The sequence below is a fragment of the Acinetobacter haemolyticus genome (assembly GCF_900406815.1).
Taxonomy (GTDB): Bacteria; Pseudomonadota; Gammaproteobacteria; order Pseudomonadales; family Moraxellaceae; genus Acinetobacter; species Acinetobacter haemolyticus_A.
Genome location: NZ_OVCN01000004.1, coordinates 1 through 16,765 on the forward strand (window position 1 = coordinate 1; position 16,765 = coordinate 16,765).

The following is a 16,765-nucleotide window of genomic DNA, read 5'->3' on the forward strand; positions in this document are numbered from 1 at the left end:
AAATATGACTAATATTTTATAAATAATTCTACATAGTGATAAAAATACTCATGCAACATCAGCAGCCCCAACCCCTCCCAATAAACACACCGAGTCAATTAGTAAATTTTGGTTTTAGAGAAATCCAATGTGCATGGAATTATTGTTACCGTATGGGATGGATGCATCCAACATTAATAAATACAATTTCTTTAGAACAAAAAATGAATCACTTGGTAATTTACTTAAATAGTTTAAGCAATAAAGATTATTTTATTAATCAAATAATTTACCACCAAACAAACAATTTAATTGATAACAATTATTTCAATTGGATTAACAAAAAAGATAAAAGATTGATTATTCATTTAATTAACGCTTTAATAAATGAATTTAAAATACAAATCAACATAGGTTTTCTACCCAACCTATATGAAGAGTTTGTTATTAATTTTGATTCCATACTTTATGATACAAATACAAAAATAAGTTTTATAACGAATCAAAAAAATATATGGAGTCAAATCAAAACCAAGGATTCTCAATTAAAATGGCTAGAACAAAATAATACATCCCAATTAAATTGGGCATGGGATTATTTAGGTAAATTTAATAAAAGAAATAATGCCTTTTTTATACCAACTGATAATGATGACTTATTATTTTCTATACAAGCAGCTTTCGATTATATGTCATACGGAAATCCATCGGACAAGATTTTATTCCTTGAGCGTATGAAAAAAACATGGAGTCAGAAAAAATTTAGAGATTCTGGAAAGGCAAAAAAACCTTATCATCTCCCTTTAACAAAAAGCACTCAAAAGCAACTTGAGCAATTAGCTGAGCTAAAAAACTGTCGAAAAGAGCAGGTTATTGAAAAGCTAATTAAAATCGAATTCGAATTACTAAATTTAGATGAGAATGGTAAACCTAAATACAAATAGTAGTATCCCACTGATTGATATTGAATAGTGACTAAGATTAATTACTTAGTCACTATCTTTAAGGCAACTAGTTCATACTTTTTAACTCTATTATTTTATAGACGCTAACCACGACTATTTAAAATGATTAAATCCCCAAAACCATCTGATAATGCTTAAATCCATCCAGTACAACTCCACCAATCAGATTGATGAATGGTTCTGTATTACCATAAGCCATCCATTGATCTAAAGCCTCATAGTAGGCTAAACGATTTTCTACTGTAATCACACTGGGCGGATAGCCTGCTTTAAGCAGTTCCAGATTCATCAATAACCGAGATGTTCGTCCATTCCCATCGACAAAGGGATGGATACCTACGAATTCAGCATGAACTTTGGCAGCTCGTTCAACTGGATGCAATGTATGAGCTTCCGTATTATACCAATCTATAAACTGAGTCATTTTGTCATTAAGCAAAGTATGGTCTGGCGGATTAGTTGTAGCACCTGAAATTAATGCATTTTGCTGGCGATATCGTCCAGCATTTTCATCATCAATGTTTTTCAATATTAGTTGATGGATGTTCCGAATTTGCCATTCTGAAAATGGCTCTTCTCTTTTTATAATGTCTTCGACATACAAGATTGCATCACGATGATTGATCACTTCAAAATGCTCTCTTAATGCCTTACCACCTACCGTAATTCCTTCTAGAACAACTTTGGTTTCCAATAAGGTTAAAGTATTACCCTCAATCGCATTGGAATGGTAAGTCCATCGCAGGATTAAGTCTTCATGTAAATTTTTGACAATCGCAGGTGAAAGAGGTCGACGCTGATCTAATTTAGTTTTTAAATCATCAATGATCTCAAACATGCTTGTCTCTGTACGTACGTAAGTATCAAATGATCATACATTAAAAAACGATGGCAATAAAATCCGTCAGGTTAGTGCAAAGCTTTAATGATATAGTAAGAAAAATAGCTGTGTAGCTAAGGAAGTACCCTCATGCAGTTGGGGGTATAACTGGGGGTAAAACACAAAATACGTTTTTAAATTTTAATTAATTATCATACATTTAAATTAATAAGTTTATTCCCTCTCTCGCCAAGATTTATATGAATGAAAAGCTTAACTCGGAAGGGTTAGGCTTTTTTATTATTTATATCGCCTTAAATTTAATTAATTGAAAAGTAATAAAAATATATTCTAAGTAGATTAATTATTTAGCTAGAATTTTTTAAAGAAAATTTTAGATATTTAAATAATTGATTACATCACAAGGATTATCCAAATTAAAAGGTATTACTTTCAAAAGAGCTCTATTATGAGTTGCATTAAATGTGAATTGAGGTAACGGCTGATTAAATTTATCTTTACGATATGGATAAATAAGAATTACTTCACTACTGTGCTTTAAATAATGATGACTGTATGCAAACATTTGCTGAATATCACTATCTTTCAATCCATATCGCCCTGACAGATCGCCCTGATTAATCAGTTTCCATTTTGTATCTAACACAATTTTTTTATTTTGCTTTTCAATATAGATATCTGGTTTTAGTTTAAAAATTTTTCTATCTTCATGTGTACACATATGTTTACTTGATACTTGTGTCTTTACTTTCCAATCTTTTAAACTTCGGCGTAAAAAATAAGCAACATAATGCTCAAACAGTTTTTCCATAGGAAACAGTAGGCTCATCCCACGCCAACCGCCTTGAGTAGATACGGGCATGTATTCACTTAAAATCAGCTCAGTCCAAGGTTTTATATCTGCATATAGTGCGAGTAAACGCCCTGACTGCCACTGTTTAAAATCTTGAGTAATATTTTGACTCTTTGGAATTTCTCCAGTCATTAAGCGAAGCTCTTGAGCAAGTTTCCAATTTTTAGAACTTCGTGTTTTTTTACAAACGACTTCTAATGCCGTTTTAATTAACCTATTTTCAGGGCGATCAACTTCATAGATGTCGTGCTCAATCGGGAAAATATGCTTTCTTGCTGGGGATTGTCGCATATGCTTCACATGCTGCAATTGCCCTCTTAAGTACTTTTGCTCTTCTTGCACACGTTGATAATCAAAGCGTAAACCGCGTTGTATTAGTTTTTCAAAATTACAAAGAAACTGATCTATGATCCACTCATGTATAGGCTGTTTAAAACGACTTAAATTTGCCTCACCAGCATCCCGATATGGTAAATGCAAAGATATCCTAAGCATCTTTTTTAAAAGCTCACGTTCTTTTTCAATCACCGTTTCATTAGATTCACTAGGCTCTATATCAACATACTTCGGTAATATTTCAATACGCGTACCACATTTGGTTTCGAGAACTCCGACATATTGATCTAGTCTGAGTTTCCTACGCCCAGCTAATTCAAATACCTTTGCACCATGTCGAGAAAATGATGCTGAGAGTTCACACAAATGATCAAAAGCAGACGCAGAAATATAAGCATGGTCTATCGTTGATTCAGGGCATCCAGCATATGCAACACTAAGATATGCATATTCTCTGACGGTTATCAGATCAGACATATTTGCCCCTATCAATGCTGAATAATCTTTGCAAAACTTTCAATAGACTTGAATGATGTCGGGACCAACTCCCAAGTTTTTTTATCTTCAAAGTAACCTAAATCTTCAGAATCTACATTCGGAAATATTGCTGATTTTTCTACAGGTTTTGGTTTAAGCATTCCATTACCATTTAAAACTAAATTGATCTTTGCCCAGTCATCAAAAAAGTATTCTTGTAATTGTGGAATGACCTTCTGCTTAAAAATATCTGACAAATTATCTAAAGTTGGTTTCTCTTTTAAATTCATAAAATTAGCATGACCTAAGCAATGATCACGATCAATTAAGATTTCAATTCTTTGGTTGATAACAGTTAATAATCGTTCAATATCTACACCATCAACACTCACATCTCTCAATAGATTTGGTTGAGGTGGCATCTCAATAAAAGTGAATCGACGACGTAAAGCAATATCTAAACCTGTTAAAGAGCGGTCAGAAGAGTTCATCGTACCAATAAGGTAAAGATTCTTTGGAACAGTAAGCTCATATTTAGAATATGGCAAAGTAACAGATAGTTCTTCTTCTGCACCTTGACGCTTTGAATCCTCAATTAAAGTAATCAATTCACCAAATATACGGGAAATGTTGCCACGGTTGATTTCATCGATGATCAGTACGAATTTCTTATCATTGTCTTCCTTTTGATGACTCTCCAAAAGATTTTTAAGTTTAGTAATATTTATTGCATTTGCTAAGTTGTAAATTGTTTGTTGCGAAAGAACTTTATCAAATAGTTGTTCTACATTTAGGCTCGGTTTGAACAATTTAAGCCATTTAACAGATTTCTTTTGAACGTATCTAGGTGCATCATCACTATCAGGTAATAGTTCATAATTACCACTTATTTCACCAATAGCTCTAAATTTATAATTCCCATCAGAAATGATGATTAAGTCACCAACTTTCGTTTTGTTTTTAAAATCATTTACAAATCTTGAAGCTGAAGGATATTTTTTACGATAATCCTCATAACCTTGTTCATCCATAATCTCCTCAACTTGCTTACGGTTAGTAGTACTAGAAAAGTTTATGTCATCTCCCCATCCAAGAAGTACACAATGATTTTTGACGCAGTAATCGAAGATATCCTCATCCTCTCCTGCTCTTCCTAAAGACATTTTCCATATTTCATTTGCACTAGAATCAAAATTGTTCTTTTGACTTTCTAAAATTACTTTTGATTGAGCAGTATCACACAACGATTTAAATACCCCAGAAACTACAGGATATTCGATATTTTTTTTACCCTCATTATCTTCTACTGTTTCAGCTCGAATGCCCTCTACAAAATCCTCGTAACTGAAACTCTGATGAAAAGTTACAAACTTAATCTGTCCTTTATTCTTATACTGATCAAATCTATTTTTTAGATCTTCACGCTCTTCTTTTTCCAAATCTTCTAGGGACTTATCTTCAATAATCGAAAGTGCATGATTGATTGTATTAAAAGTTTTCCCAGTCCCAGCAGCACCAAATAAAATACGATTTAATGGTTGTACCATCTTATTCGACATTTCTTTATTTTCCTTTGAATTACTCTTGTCTAATGATTGAAGTGTATCCAATTCATACCATTCACAAAATTTTTCTAAATCATTTAAATTATTTATCTCAATGTAATATGCCTTATTACCCTTATACAAACTAGGAGCATGAGACTTCAAACCATCATGACGTCCTTCGTTTTCATCATATTTACCGAATATTTTTGAATTATTATCAATAAAATTAAATTTAAAGTATTGGTTGTCTTCTGGGTCTACACCTATAAACAAAGAAGGTCTAGAATTTTCTAAAATCAAAGCTAACTCTCGATTAGAATTATTTCTAAATCCAACTATTTTCTTAGTTGCTTCCTTAATTTTCTGATATTTTGTTTTTAAAAAATTGTAAGCTTCTAAAGTTGTAAAATAGTCTTCTACTTCATAATTTACAGGGTATAAATCTTCACCTGAATAATCTAAGTCTAACTCCTCAGTGAATGTCTTTACCTGATCTAGCCAGCCTTTTAAATTTAATTCTTTTTGTACAGATTGATCATATCCTTGTGGTAGGACATCCTCATCAACACGTAATAATCTATATGTTTGATCTGCGATGTACAGTATAAAATTTCCATTCTTTTCTAAATGAAGTACAAATAAGAAATCTTCTACTCTCTTCGCTTGAACTCTTTTTCTACCAAAACCTAAATACCCATACTTAGATGCTCCAGCATGGTAGATATCAATATTTGGAAATACTTGCTTTATTTCCATCAATTGTTCCCAAAACCAATTCTTCTGTGATTCCGATAAAAGTGCTACATAATCGTTAATACGAGGCAAATTAAATTTTTGCTTAAATTCTTCTAATTCCATGAATTAAATAACCTTATGCTTTATCTATTATCTTCTTGTTTTTTGCTGGCTTACCAATACATCATAAATAATATTGGCAAACTGCTTCATTTTGGCTGGATCACTCATCAGCTGTGTCATTTGTTCAGTATGTGCAGTATTACTATCGAGTACCGCATCATCTAAAGCACTATCAAACTCACCCAGCATCGCTTGTTCACGGGTATTGTTTTGAATCTGCTTCATCATCTTGGCGTTTTCAGACATCTTGTCTGCCACCGTATAGACATAATTAATCATGTCCTGATCTGTCAGCTTATCGGTAATAAAAACATCATTTACACGCTGTAAGATGACCGATAAAAAATCCTCTTGTTTATTTTTTGCTTTTGCCGAACCGAGATCATTAGCTGGTTCTAATTTATGTTCAGTACTATCTGCTTTAAGTTGAATATCCTGTTGACGGATTTTAGAGAGCCGATAATGACTCATTGCCACATTACTCAAATCAATCACATCTTCATCTGCCGCTTGCTCACGTAATAACGGCCGCAAAGTACGAGCAAACAAACTGATTTTTTCGAGTTCTTTATCATCATATTCTACAATCTGTGACATAAACTCATAAAAACGACTAAAACTACCTAAATCCTTTTTAAAGATTTCGAGTGCATCACGTGCCTTTTTCGCTTCGGCAAATTCATTTTCAGCATTTGCAATCAACACAGGTTCACCTGTCCGTTTGCTAATTTCCAAACGATTCTTGGTCACGTCATAATCATTGATTGCTTGAGAATAACGTTGCTGCCAACGTTGCATCGCTGGTTTACAGATATTGGCAAGTGCAGCATTGGATTTATTTTTACTATAGAAAGCATCAACAAATTGCTCGACTTCAGTCATGAGAAAAATGCGTGCTGCTTTCAGCTTTTCAGCAAGGTCATAGACAATATCAGGATTAGAAACATCTGCCAGTTCTGCCGTTTGATAGTAAGGCTGGAATGCATCCAAAATTTCTTGTGGTTCATTAAAGAAATCTAGAACAAATGTGCCTGATTCTGCTTTGCCAGGATAGGTTCTGTTTAAACGCGATAAGGTCTGCACGCACTCAACACCACCTAGTTTCTTATCGACGTACATAGCACACAATTTTGGTTGGTCGAAACCTGTCTGAAACTTATTCGCCACAATCATTACTTGAAAGTCATCACTATCAAATGCTTTACGCATTTCACGCCCTTTCAAATTTGGATTGATATTAGTTTCAGTAAACTTCTGCCCGACCAAATGGCTGCTGTCTGCATCGTGATCAGCAAATTCGACTTCACCTGAGAATGCTACTATCGCTTGAATATTGGCATAGTTTTGCTGTGACACATATTTATCAAAGGCTTGTTTATAGCGTATGGCTTCTTTACGTGAGCTGGTCACGACCATGGCTTTGGCTTGACCACCCAATAAGCCCATCACATTCTTTTTAAAATGCTCAATAATCACGCGTACTTTTTGCGAGATATTGTGGTCATGTAGTCGCACCCATTGATTAAGCTTAATCTTGGCTTTTTTGGCATCGACCTGATCGTCTTTTTCCTCAATCTTTTGTTTGAGCTTATAGATAACTTTATAGTTGGTATAATTTTTTAAGACATCCAAAATAAAGCCTTCTTCAATCGCTTGGCGCATTGAATAGACATGATAGGCTTCGGGCTTATTGATTTTGGATGGGGGTAGTTCAGGATTCGGCAAACACCCAAACAGTTGTAATGTCTTATCTTTTGGGGTTGCAGTAAAGGCGTAAAAAATTAAATTATCACTCCCTTTACGTGAAGCCATGACCGCATCTAATACATCTTCTGACGTGAGCTGATCATCTTCATCACGCTCATCAAGCATCAGCGTTTCTTTGAGTTGTCGTGCCGTTGAGCCACTTTGCGAAGAATGTGCTTCATCTGCAATTACGGCATATTTACGTTCTTTTAAACTGGTACTGTTTTCAATTGCTTTGAGCACATGAGGGAAGGTCTGAATGGTGACAATAATAATCGGCTGTGCCATTTCTAATGCTTTTGCCAATTTTTCAGATTTAGAGCCATCGCCCTCTTTATTGTTAATTCGTCCAACCACGCCATCCGCATGTTCAAACTGATAAATAGTATCTTGTAGCTGTGCATCCAGAATAGTTCGGTCAGTCACTACAATCACTGAATCGAACATCTTGTTATTGTTGGCATCGTATAAGCTAGACAGTTGATGTGCTGTCCATGCAATTGAGTTGGACTTGCCTGAACCCGCACTGTGCTGGATCAGGTATTTTTGCCCTGTTCCTTCAGCTAGTGAATCTTCAACCAGTTTGGTTACAACTTTCCATTGGTGATAACGCGGGAAAATCAGACTTTCTTTTTTATATTTACGCCCTTCCCAATCTTCTTTTTCTTCAATCTGTAAGTGAATAAAGTTACCAATAATATTGAGTAAGCTATTTGGGGTTAAAACCTCATTCCACAGATAACCTGTTGCATATTCATTTGTATCTTCAGGTACATCATTGCCTGCACCTTGTTCTTTAGTGCCTTTGTTAAAGGGCAAGAAATAGGTGTTGTCGCCATTGAGATGAGTTGCCATATAGACTTCATACTGACTCACCGCAAAATGCACTAATGCACCACGTTTAAAGGTCAATAATGGTTCTGGCTTATTGATTTCAGGGTCTTTGGGTAGGCGTGTTTTTTTGTACTGTGCCATGGCATTTTGTACGGCTTGTTTAAACTCTGACTTGAGTTCTAGCGTTGCCACAGGAAAACCATTAATAAACAGGACTAAATCGATGCGCCATTTTTTGGCTTGTTTGCCTGTGGCTTCGAGTTCGGCTTTATTGGCATATGGGCTATACACCAACTCAGGTACAATACGACAAACATTCTGTTTATAGATGTCAGTTAATTCAGGGTTTAAACTATGTTCAGGTTTAAACTGACAAAATGAAAAGCGTGTACCACGGGTTTTCAGTCCATGACGTAATACACCCAAAGTCCCATAACTACGAGATTCAATATCCGTAGCATTAATATCGGCTTTTTTAAGCTGAGCCACCACCGTATCTAAAAAATGGCGTTCTGTATCATTCGGAAAAATACTTTTAAACTTTTGCCATTCTTTGTCTTGGGTCTTTTGTACAAAATCTAAAACGTCTTGTTCATAGAGGGCTTTTTCACGGTTGTAGCCCTGTGGTGAACCAACCTGCCAACCATGACTTTGCATTTGCGTAATAATATCTTGTTGAAAAATCGTTTCTAACGTTACATCCGATCTCATTGTTTCCGTCGCCCTTTTAAATTCTAAATATCTTTTCTATTGTTTTATTTGCCAGATTGGATAAGTTTGCCAATCTTCAGGAAAGCCCATAAATGCTTTTGATATGTTGTTATGCGACAACAAAAGATCAATCAAACGCTGACGCCATGTATGTTGTAGAGTAATTTTATCTATAAAGTACAGTAGAAAAACCAAGCTATTATACAATTTACGATCTGCCGAGGTTTTTTGATCAAAATTGCACTGCTGAGCTAAGCCCAAAGGTTTATTTCGAGGTTTCGCAATGGTTTTAGTAAATTTACGATTCCATAACCGTGAGTGATGTGCACAGGTATTTCGCAAATATACGAGATGCTGTAATAAACCCTCAAATTGTTTTTCATCGCAATCAAAATGACTCGAAATTGCTGTGCGTGTTTGTTTCGGAGCCAGTGACTGATACCATTTAGAAAGTTGCCCGAAACTCATCACTTCACAAGTTGCCCAAATCGGTGGCAATGCAGGCTGATCATAAGTACGTTGGTAATGTTCTATAAATACTTCATCAGCTCGGTCTATTTCTCCCTCTAACGACTCTAATAATTTTTCCCATCTAAACAGGGGTTTAAAATATTGCGAATGCATAAAAGCATGTGCACCGTGCCGATGCGCAAGTTCATAAGCAAATTGGGTACGAATTGCTACCTCAATCCGTTCGATTGCATCGAGCACCAATAATCTGAGTTCACGGTCAAAAACATAGATTTCCCACACCTGTTCAAAATGCGTGTTTTGTTTAAAACAGTGGGGGGAATGGGTCTGTTCAAAGGGTAACCAATAGGCACCTAAACGGTAATAATTGACTTGGGCTAAATGAAAAATGGCTTTTTGTTCATCGGAAACGACCATCCCGCGAGATTTTAAAATCTCCAGTTGTTCAGAAAATGTTTTAGGCGATTTATTAAATGCTTTCATACGGCCTTACCTGCACATCGAGGTAATTGCCTGTATGTAGCGTCATGATTATGTTTTGGTATAGCAGAAAAAAGTAACCCGACAGTTTGAGGATGCAATTGCTTGCCTAGCCTTGTCGGGTGTTGTTGTGAGTATTGTGCAGCTTTGTGCGTTTTTGTGCAATGACTTTTTGTTCGCATTTGCGAACAAATTTGTATAAAACACATGGAGAGCATCATGCACTTAACTCCATATTCACCTCATTATTTTTATTCGGATTTTGCCAGTTGCGAACATCGATTTTACCTGTTACGGCTGCTGAAATTAGTGCTGTACGGCGTTCTTGCATAAGTTGAATTGCGTTATGGGCTTTAACTTCTAGCTTACTAAATTCAAGTACCTTATCTTCAAGATATTTAACAAGCTCTTTTTGTTCTTCAGTAGGAGGTAAAGCAAAATAAAAATTTGATATTTGCTCGAAATTCAATCCCTCTCTATTTCCACCTGTTTGAATTGATTGAATTTGTGCTTGAATAAGATCGGATTGAATTACCAAAGCCAAAAACTCTTGTAAATACTTACTTACCCTAATAATGCATACATGTTGATTTACATTTGCTTCAGGGAATTCATCTGGAACTAAGCAACTACGTCCAATCGAACCACCTGTGATATTCAGGAGAATGTCACCTGAATAGACCTTAGATGTTGACATATCATCATGAATGGCTTCTGAAATATAAGTACTTTCTGAACTTTCAACTCTTAACCCATCATTGTAAACATTTTGACTTCTTATAAATAAGATACCTTCATCTTGATATATTTCAGCTCCACCTTTAGGTGTTTTACCACTGCCAATTTTTAATGTATGGAATCCAAATTTTGTTACAATCCAATGGTCAGGCACTTCCCCTAACCATTCCACACCTGAATCTTTCATTGCTATATTCGGATTTAAACCTTTAGTCACCGCATGACTAATCACCGCTTGGCGTTTTTCTTTCAGCAGTTCAATCAGCTTTTCTTGTTTGGCAATGAGGGTGTCAATTTGTGCGGTTTCGTGGTCGAGGAAAGCAGCAATTTTATCTTGTTCAATTATTGCTGGTAATCTAATCAAGATATTATCCATATCTGATTGATTCAACTTATCTCTAGTGCTTCCTGAAATATACAAAGAGTAATCAGTACAATTTAAGGCATATGTTAAAAATTTAGTATTAACTAGTTTTTTAAAAGGTCTTAAAACATGTACATGGTTATTAGGCCAAATTTTTCCATTTACAGCAAAAGCAACATTTTTTGATTTATCAAAAAATGGAGCACCATCCTCACCCAACAAAATAAGTTCCTCATCAAAAATCCAATCATTGAGGTAATCAACAACTTTATTTGCTCCCCAATATGGAATATCCCCTTGTTTTTCACCTCGCTCAGTACCATTCAGAGGAATTCGCTGCCCATCTAAACATTTTGTAAGAAATTTAATTTTTGAAATATTCCAGTTAATTGGTATTTGACCAATTTCTTTTAAACCCGAATCTTTATATTCAGCATACTTCTGATACTTTGCCATTAAGAATGCACCTCTTGTAAAAGTGCCATAATTTCACGGCTCACAGCATCCAAATCGGCATCAATCTCTGCTAAATCACGTGGCGGTTGGTACACTAAAAATGACGGTTAAACGGAATCTCATAACCAACTATACCAATCTCTCCATCCTGTGCATCACGCTTATCCGCATTGATCCACGCATCAGGCACATGTGGTAGTACTTCACACTTAAAATAAGACTCAATTAAATCGGTGGTGCTTTGGCTTGGATCAAGCGCAATATTTTCTGCATCACGCAAATCGCCATCCTGAACAAACTCAACCACTTTGCCCTTGTAATTAAACTGACCGTATAGCGGGTTTTCTTGTGCTTTAATGACTTTATTAATTACAGGTTCAGCTTCAGCATTCTTCCAAGTTACCGCATCCAAGAACTGCTTTTTCTCTTTCGCTTCGAGTTTAATATTGCCATCTTTTAAAGCCTGTTTAAGTAGCTCATCAAAGATATTAAAATCATCAAACTGTGCTGTACTGATCTTGGTTTGTAAGCTTTGTGCTTTACGCATTAAAGCCCGTTGTTCAAGCCAGAGTTTTGGCTCAAGTACAGTTTTAATATCTTTTTCTTTCAGTTCGCTAAATTCAGCTTTGATCAATGTACGAATTTCAACTTGAGCATCGTCACTCAACTGACAATAGTTCGTGTCAGTCCAATCATTGCCGTAATCATCGTAAATTTTCTGCATCACCGTATTAAACGGCTTTGGTGCAAAACGTAAACTGGCAATTCGTTCATCAGACAATTGCGCAGATAAACGTAGTGGACGTTCAATAGTCACACGGCGATAGCCAAATTCATAACTATTAAAAATTTTGCTAGAGAATGGCTTTTGTTGCTCGCTTTCACCATCTAAAGTCAGTGTATCTACCGCTTCAAACGCGCCATAGTTTTGTGTGATGGTTTTAATTTCTGCATCAGTAAGGTAGTTACGCTTCGAGCCAAGCGACTTACGCATTTTCGAACTGAGGTTTGTGGCATTAATTAAATGCACTTTGCATTTGCGCTCTGCGTCTTTCTTATTACTGAGCACCCAAACATAGGTCGCAATACCTGTGTTATAGAACATATCGGTTGGTAAAGCGATAATCGCTTCAAGCAAATCCGCTTCTAAAATATAACGGCGGATTTCACTTTCACCACTACCTGCACTACCCGTAAACAAAGGTGAACCATTTAAAATGATACCAATACGACTGCCCTGACCTGTGCTATCCACATCGCGCATTTTACTGATCAAATGCATCAGGAATAGCAATGAACCATCTGAGACACGGGGTAAACCAGCACCAAAACGGCCATTAAAGCCCTTTTGCTGATGCTCATCTTTAATCTCATCTTCGATCTTTTTCCAGTCCACACCAAATGGCGGATTTGAAAGCATATAGTCAAACTTTTCATAGGCAAGCTGATCATTAGACAATGTATTGCCTAACTTGATACGGCTGACATCCTGCCCTTTAATCAACATATCCGCTTTACAAATGGCGTAGGATTCTGGATTCAGTTCCTGACCAAATACACGCATCACTGCTTCAGGATTATGCTCATACACATATTCAGTACCTGATGATAAGAATCCGCCTGTCCCAGCAGTAGGATCATAAATGGTACGAATCACACCTTCTTTATTTAGGGCATCATCATCTTGGCTAAAAATCAAACCTGTGGTGAGTCGTACAATATCTCGTGGGGTAAAGTGTTCCCCTGCGGTTTCATTTGAACTTTCAGCGAAACGACGAATCAGCTCTTCAAATACCAAGCCCATGTCATGGTTTGAAATACTTTGTGGACTTAAATCCGTGCTCGCAAATTTTTGCACGACTTTATAAAGTAGATTGGCATCGTCCAATAAGCCTGTGAACTCATCAAACTTAAAGTGTTCAAAAATTTCACGTGCATCTTTTGAAAAGTGCTGGATGTAATTACTGATATTCGCTCGAATATTTTTTTGCCCAAGGCTACTTAAATCAAGCTCTGAAGTATTAAAAAATGACAGGCCTTCTGTCGCCCTTAATAACATTCTTTCTTTAGCCTCTTCTGGCAGAGGCATCGCCTTCACTTTTTCATTTGCTTCAAGCACTTTAGCTTTGCTTGGCTCAAAAACACACTCTAAACGACGTAGTAAAGTAAATGGTAAAATCACACGTCCATATTGAGATTGTTTAAAGTCACCACGAAGTAGGTCTGCGACTGACCAAATGAAAGCTGCAACTTGAGAAAAATTGTTATTTGTCATTGAAATATACCACTTGCTTTACAGCTTAAAACTGAAAATTTATGCGGCTAATTGTGCCTGATTTACAATGGGTTTTACCACCCGTAGAATGTCTTAAAAACTGATTAATTCTTATAAATATAGGTTTCTTAATGGTGTTTGAAGAAAAAGAAACTTATAGTTTTATATTCAAAGACAAATAAGATGAAAAACTAACATCAACTTTTATATTAATTACTGACTAATATAGGTTATTCAGAAAAGAGACGTTAAACGCTAGATAAAGCCCCATCCAACAACTTATTAAAATTATTTGTTTGCTCATTTTTTCGCTTGTCTTTTTAGCTAGATTAGGTAAAATGCTCGCCACGTTGCCGGCATAGCTCAGTTGGTAGAGCAACTGACTTGTAATCAGTAGGTCCACAGTTCGAATCCGTGTGCCGGCACCATCAAATTCAAAAAAGGCTTAAACTTTCAGGTTTAAGCCTTTTTTATTGCCTCGCATTTCACTGCACTGATTTGAACATAACGCACCAAACCATCTCGGTAGAGTTTTCGGCACAGCTTGGCAGTCATATTGATTTTCAACTGAGCAAAATCCACTACTTTTTTTTCGATTTGCTGCATTTCAATATATCGCGCAAAACCATTTAAAACAGGTTCGGAGAAATCCTGAATGTCGATATCACTTAAACCATGCTGTGCTAAGGCTTGTCGAAGTTGTTGCTCATTCATCAAATGCTGCCAATCAACATCCGCCCCTTTTAATAACAAACGATATTGTTGCTTTTGCATATAGGAACACTGTTGCCAAGCGTCAGACCACATTAAATAGTGAAAAACAACACGACCTTTTGAATTTAAAACGGGAATGACTGAATTCAGAAATGAATTCAAATGACTGTGATACGCCGCATCAATGCAGATCACGGCATCAAATGAATTTAAAAAATAAAGGGTGTTTAAATTCAAAAAAGATTGGCAATAGCTTTCAATCTGTGGCAAGTTTTTTTGAATTTGTTCAATGCAGGCGGGTTGTAATTCAACTGCACAGAGCTGTTCGACGTGATAACGCTTGAGCCAATGCAACACACTCGCACCTTGCCCACAGCCGAGGTCTAAAACACGATCCTGCTGTTGCAATTGGATCGAATCTGCGGCTTGATCAGCGAGACTTTGGCATGCGAGTGGATAATCATCATATTGGGCTTGCCAATATCCTAAATTACTCCAAGCAAGCGTGGCATCATCACCGAGCCGTTTGGCATCAATGGCATACTTATGCCCGATGAATTTTTCAATCCATGCCTGCTTGAAGCGGGTCATCTTAGTAACCGAGTTCAGGTGCAACGGTAACCTTCGGTTTAAGCCCAACAAAAGGTAACGGTGCACCTAAGATTCCAGAGATATGCATCGCCGAAGTCACAGCTGATTCCAAGATTGGTAGACCATCACATGACCAAGAACCACAGTAGAAAACTTTACGATTTTGGTCTAAATGACGTTGCTGAATTTGCTTATTCAACGCCACCGTTTCTGAGTCCACCACCGCACGAGTAAGTTTTACTTTAGAAATAATTTTCTTTGGATCAATATCAATCACAGGACACCATGTTTGGAACACGGCATTTTTACCCACCAAAGTCGGTTCAATCGCGTTGATCCACACCGTAAACTGCTGACGGGTAAATTTACGATCCATCATATAGCTCAACACTGCCCAATCTTTACGGCGTGGTGGCATGACCACAGAATCGGTATGAATGACCAAATCGCCTTGCTCAAATCGAAATTTCTTTAACAGAGCAATATCTTCAGCAAATTGTGGCTGTTTCAAGAAATTTTCAATCGCAGGAGTCGGTGTTGCGATGACCACACGATCAAACAACTGGCTTTGACCGAGTGCATTTTCTACCAAAATCTTGTCACCTTGCTCTTCGACTTTCTCAACCGCAGCGCCACTATGGATCTCAATACCTTCAATCAAGCGGCTGACCAAAGCAGGCGTTCCCCCTTTCATTCGCAATAACGCCTCACCTTCAGTCAATTGGCGAATAAATTCTAATAAGGGTCTCGCTGGCCATTCTCCAATGGTTTTTGGATGGCAAGTGCAAATAGTATAAAGAACGGGCATAACCGTTCCGTGCCAAAATACTTCTTCAATATGATATTGATTCATAAACTCCGCAAGCGTGATGTCTTGATTCTCAGATTTAAAGAACTGATTCACTGCTGTTTTGAGCTGCAACATTCCTTTGACCAAGCGCCAACCGTATTGCTGAATACCTTTGCGGTTATTAATAATCGGAAAATTACCGATACGACTACGAGATGTCGTCAACCATGTGTCTGTTCTGTCTTCAAATAACCAACTGCAGGCCATAAAAGTCCGAACAGGAAAAGTTTCAATGCCTAAGTAACTGGCTAAACTTAAAGTGTTCTTCCAAAGCTTTGGATTCATCACACGCAAGGGAGCATCAATGATACCGCCATCAAAATCTATACTATGACTATCCATACCTCGACCTGCGAGTGCTTCGAAGATCGTTACTTTATGTCCTGCATCATGTAGGATTCTGGCTGCAGCAAGCCCTGCCATTCCACTGCCGATAATTGCAATATCCAAAATTATGTCCCATCAGTTGATGATTTTTATTGATTATGACCGATCATTAACCTAAACACCTTATTAAAAAATACCAGATTCAGCATTTAAGTCAGACTTTTGTCTAAATATTTTATCTTACTATAGTTACATTTTATCACAATTCATTTTATGAATATAAATAACTGAAATTCATAAATAAATTTCAAAAAAAATCCAAAAATATACAGATCCTTCTATATTTTTCCAT

9 protein-coding genes, 1 tRNA gene and 1 pseudogene are annotated in these 16,765 nt (G+C 36.5%); 2 read left to right on the top strand and 9 right to left on the bottom strand.

Translation table 11 applies throughout. The annotated features are described in order from the left end of the window. Nucleotides 1–50: 50 nt before the first annotated feature. A complete protein-coding gene (locus DK207_RS03540) occupies nucleotides 51–923 on the top strand; it encodes a hypothetical protein (protein ID WP_109439995.1) in 873 nt (290 codons plus the stop codon). Nucleotides 924–1,050: 127 nt separating this feature from the next. Here the strand turns inward: DK207_RS03540 and DK207_RS03545 are convergent, their stop codons facing one another. From DK207_RS03545 to DK207_RS03580, 7 genes and pseudogenes are all read right to left on the bottom strand, one after another. Then, nucleotides 1,051–1,782: a Fic family protein gene (locus tag DK207_RS03545; protein ID WP_109439996.1), complete on the bottom strand. Its 732-nt coding sequence runs from the start codon at nucleotides 1,780–1,782 to the stop codon at nucleotides 1,051–1,053. Nucleotides 1,783–2,158: 376 nt separating this feature from the next. After that, on the bottom strand, nucleotides 2,159–3,451 hold the full coding sequence (locus DK207_RS03550) for an McrC family protein (protein WP_109439997.1): 1,293 nt from the start codon (nucleotides 3,449–3,451) through the stop codon (nucleotides 2,159–2,161). 11 nt (nucleotides 3,452–3,462) lie between these two features. Continuing rightward, the gene (locus DK207_RS03555; protein WP_109439998.1) at nucleotides 3,463–5,856 is read right to left on the bottom strand and encodes an AAA family ATPase; all 2,394 of its coding nucleotides are present in this window, start codon (nucleotides 5,854–5,856) and stop codon (nucleotides 3,463–3,465) included. Between the two features lie 27 nt (nucleotides 5,857–5,883). Then, nucleotides 5,884–9,147, bottom strand: a complete 3,264-nt coding sequence (locus DK207_RS03560) for a type I restriction endonuclease subunit R (protein ID WP_109439999.1) — start codon at nucleotides 9,145–9,147, stop codon at nucleotides 5,884–5,886. Between the two features lie 36 nt (nucleotides 9,148–9,183). Then, entirely contained in the window at nucleotides 9,184–10,101 is a 918-nt protein-coding gene (locus DK207_RS03565) for an Abi family protein (protein WP_109440000.1), read from the bottom strand. 214 nt (nucleotides 10,102–10,315) lie between these two features. Then, nucleotides 10,316–11,656, bottom strand: coding sequence for a restriction endonuclease subunit S (locus DK207_RS03575; RefSeq protein WP_109440002.1), 1,341 nt, complete (start codon nucleotides 11,654–11,656; stop codon nucleotides 10,316–10,318). Continuing rightward, nucleotides 11,656–13,931: pseudogene (locus DK207_RS03580) on the bottom strand (type I restriction-modification system subunit M). Before DK207_RS03580 ends, DK207_RS03575 begins: the two are co-directional and overlap by 1 nt. A 352-nt stretch (nucleotides 13,932–14,283) precedes the next feature. Here DK207_RS03580 and DK207_RS03585 point away from each other — a divergent pair. Continuing rightward, nucleotides 14,284–14,359, top strand: a tRNA-Thr gene (locus tag DK207_RS03585). 31 nt (nucleotides 14,360–14,390) lie between these two features. Here DK207_RS03585 and DK207_RS03590 read toward each other — a convergent pair. Both DK207_RS03590 and DK207_RS03595 read right to left on the bottom strand, forming a co-directional pair. Further along, nucleotides 14,391–15,236, bottom strand: a complete 846-nt coding sequence (locus DK207_RS03590; RefSeq protein ID WP_109440003.1) for an SAM-dependent methyltransferase — start codon at nucleotides 15,234–15,236, stop codon at nucleotides 14,391–14,393. 1 nt (nucleotide 15,237) lies between these two features. Then, on the bottom strand, nucleotides 15,238–16,536 hold the full coding sequence (locus DK207_RS03595; protein WP_109440004.1) for an FAD-dependent oxidoreductase: 1,299 nt from the start codon (nucleotides 16,534–16,536) through the stop codon (nucleotides 15,238–15,240). Nucleotides 16,537–16,765: the final 229 nt, after the last annotated feature.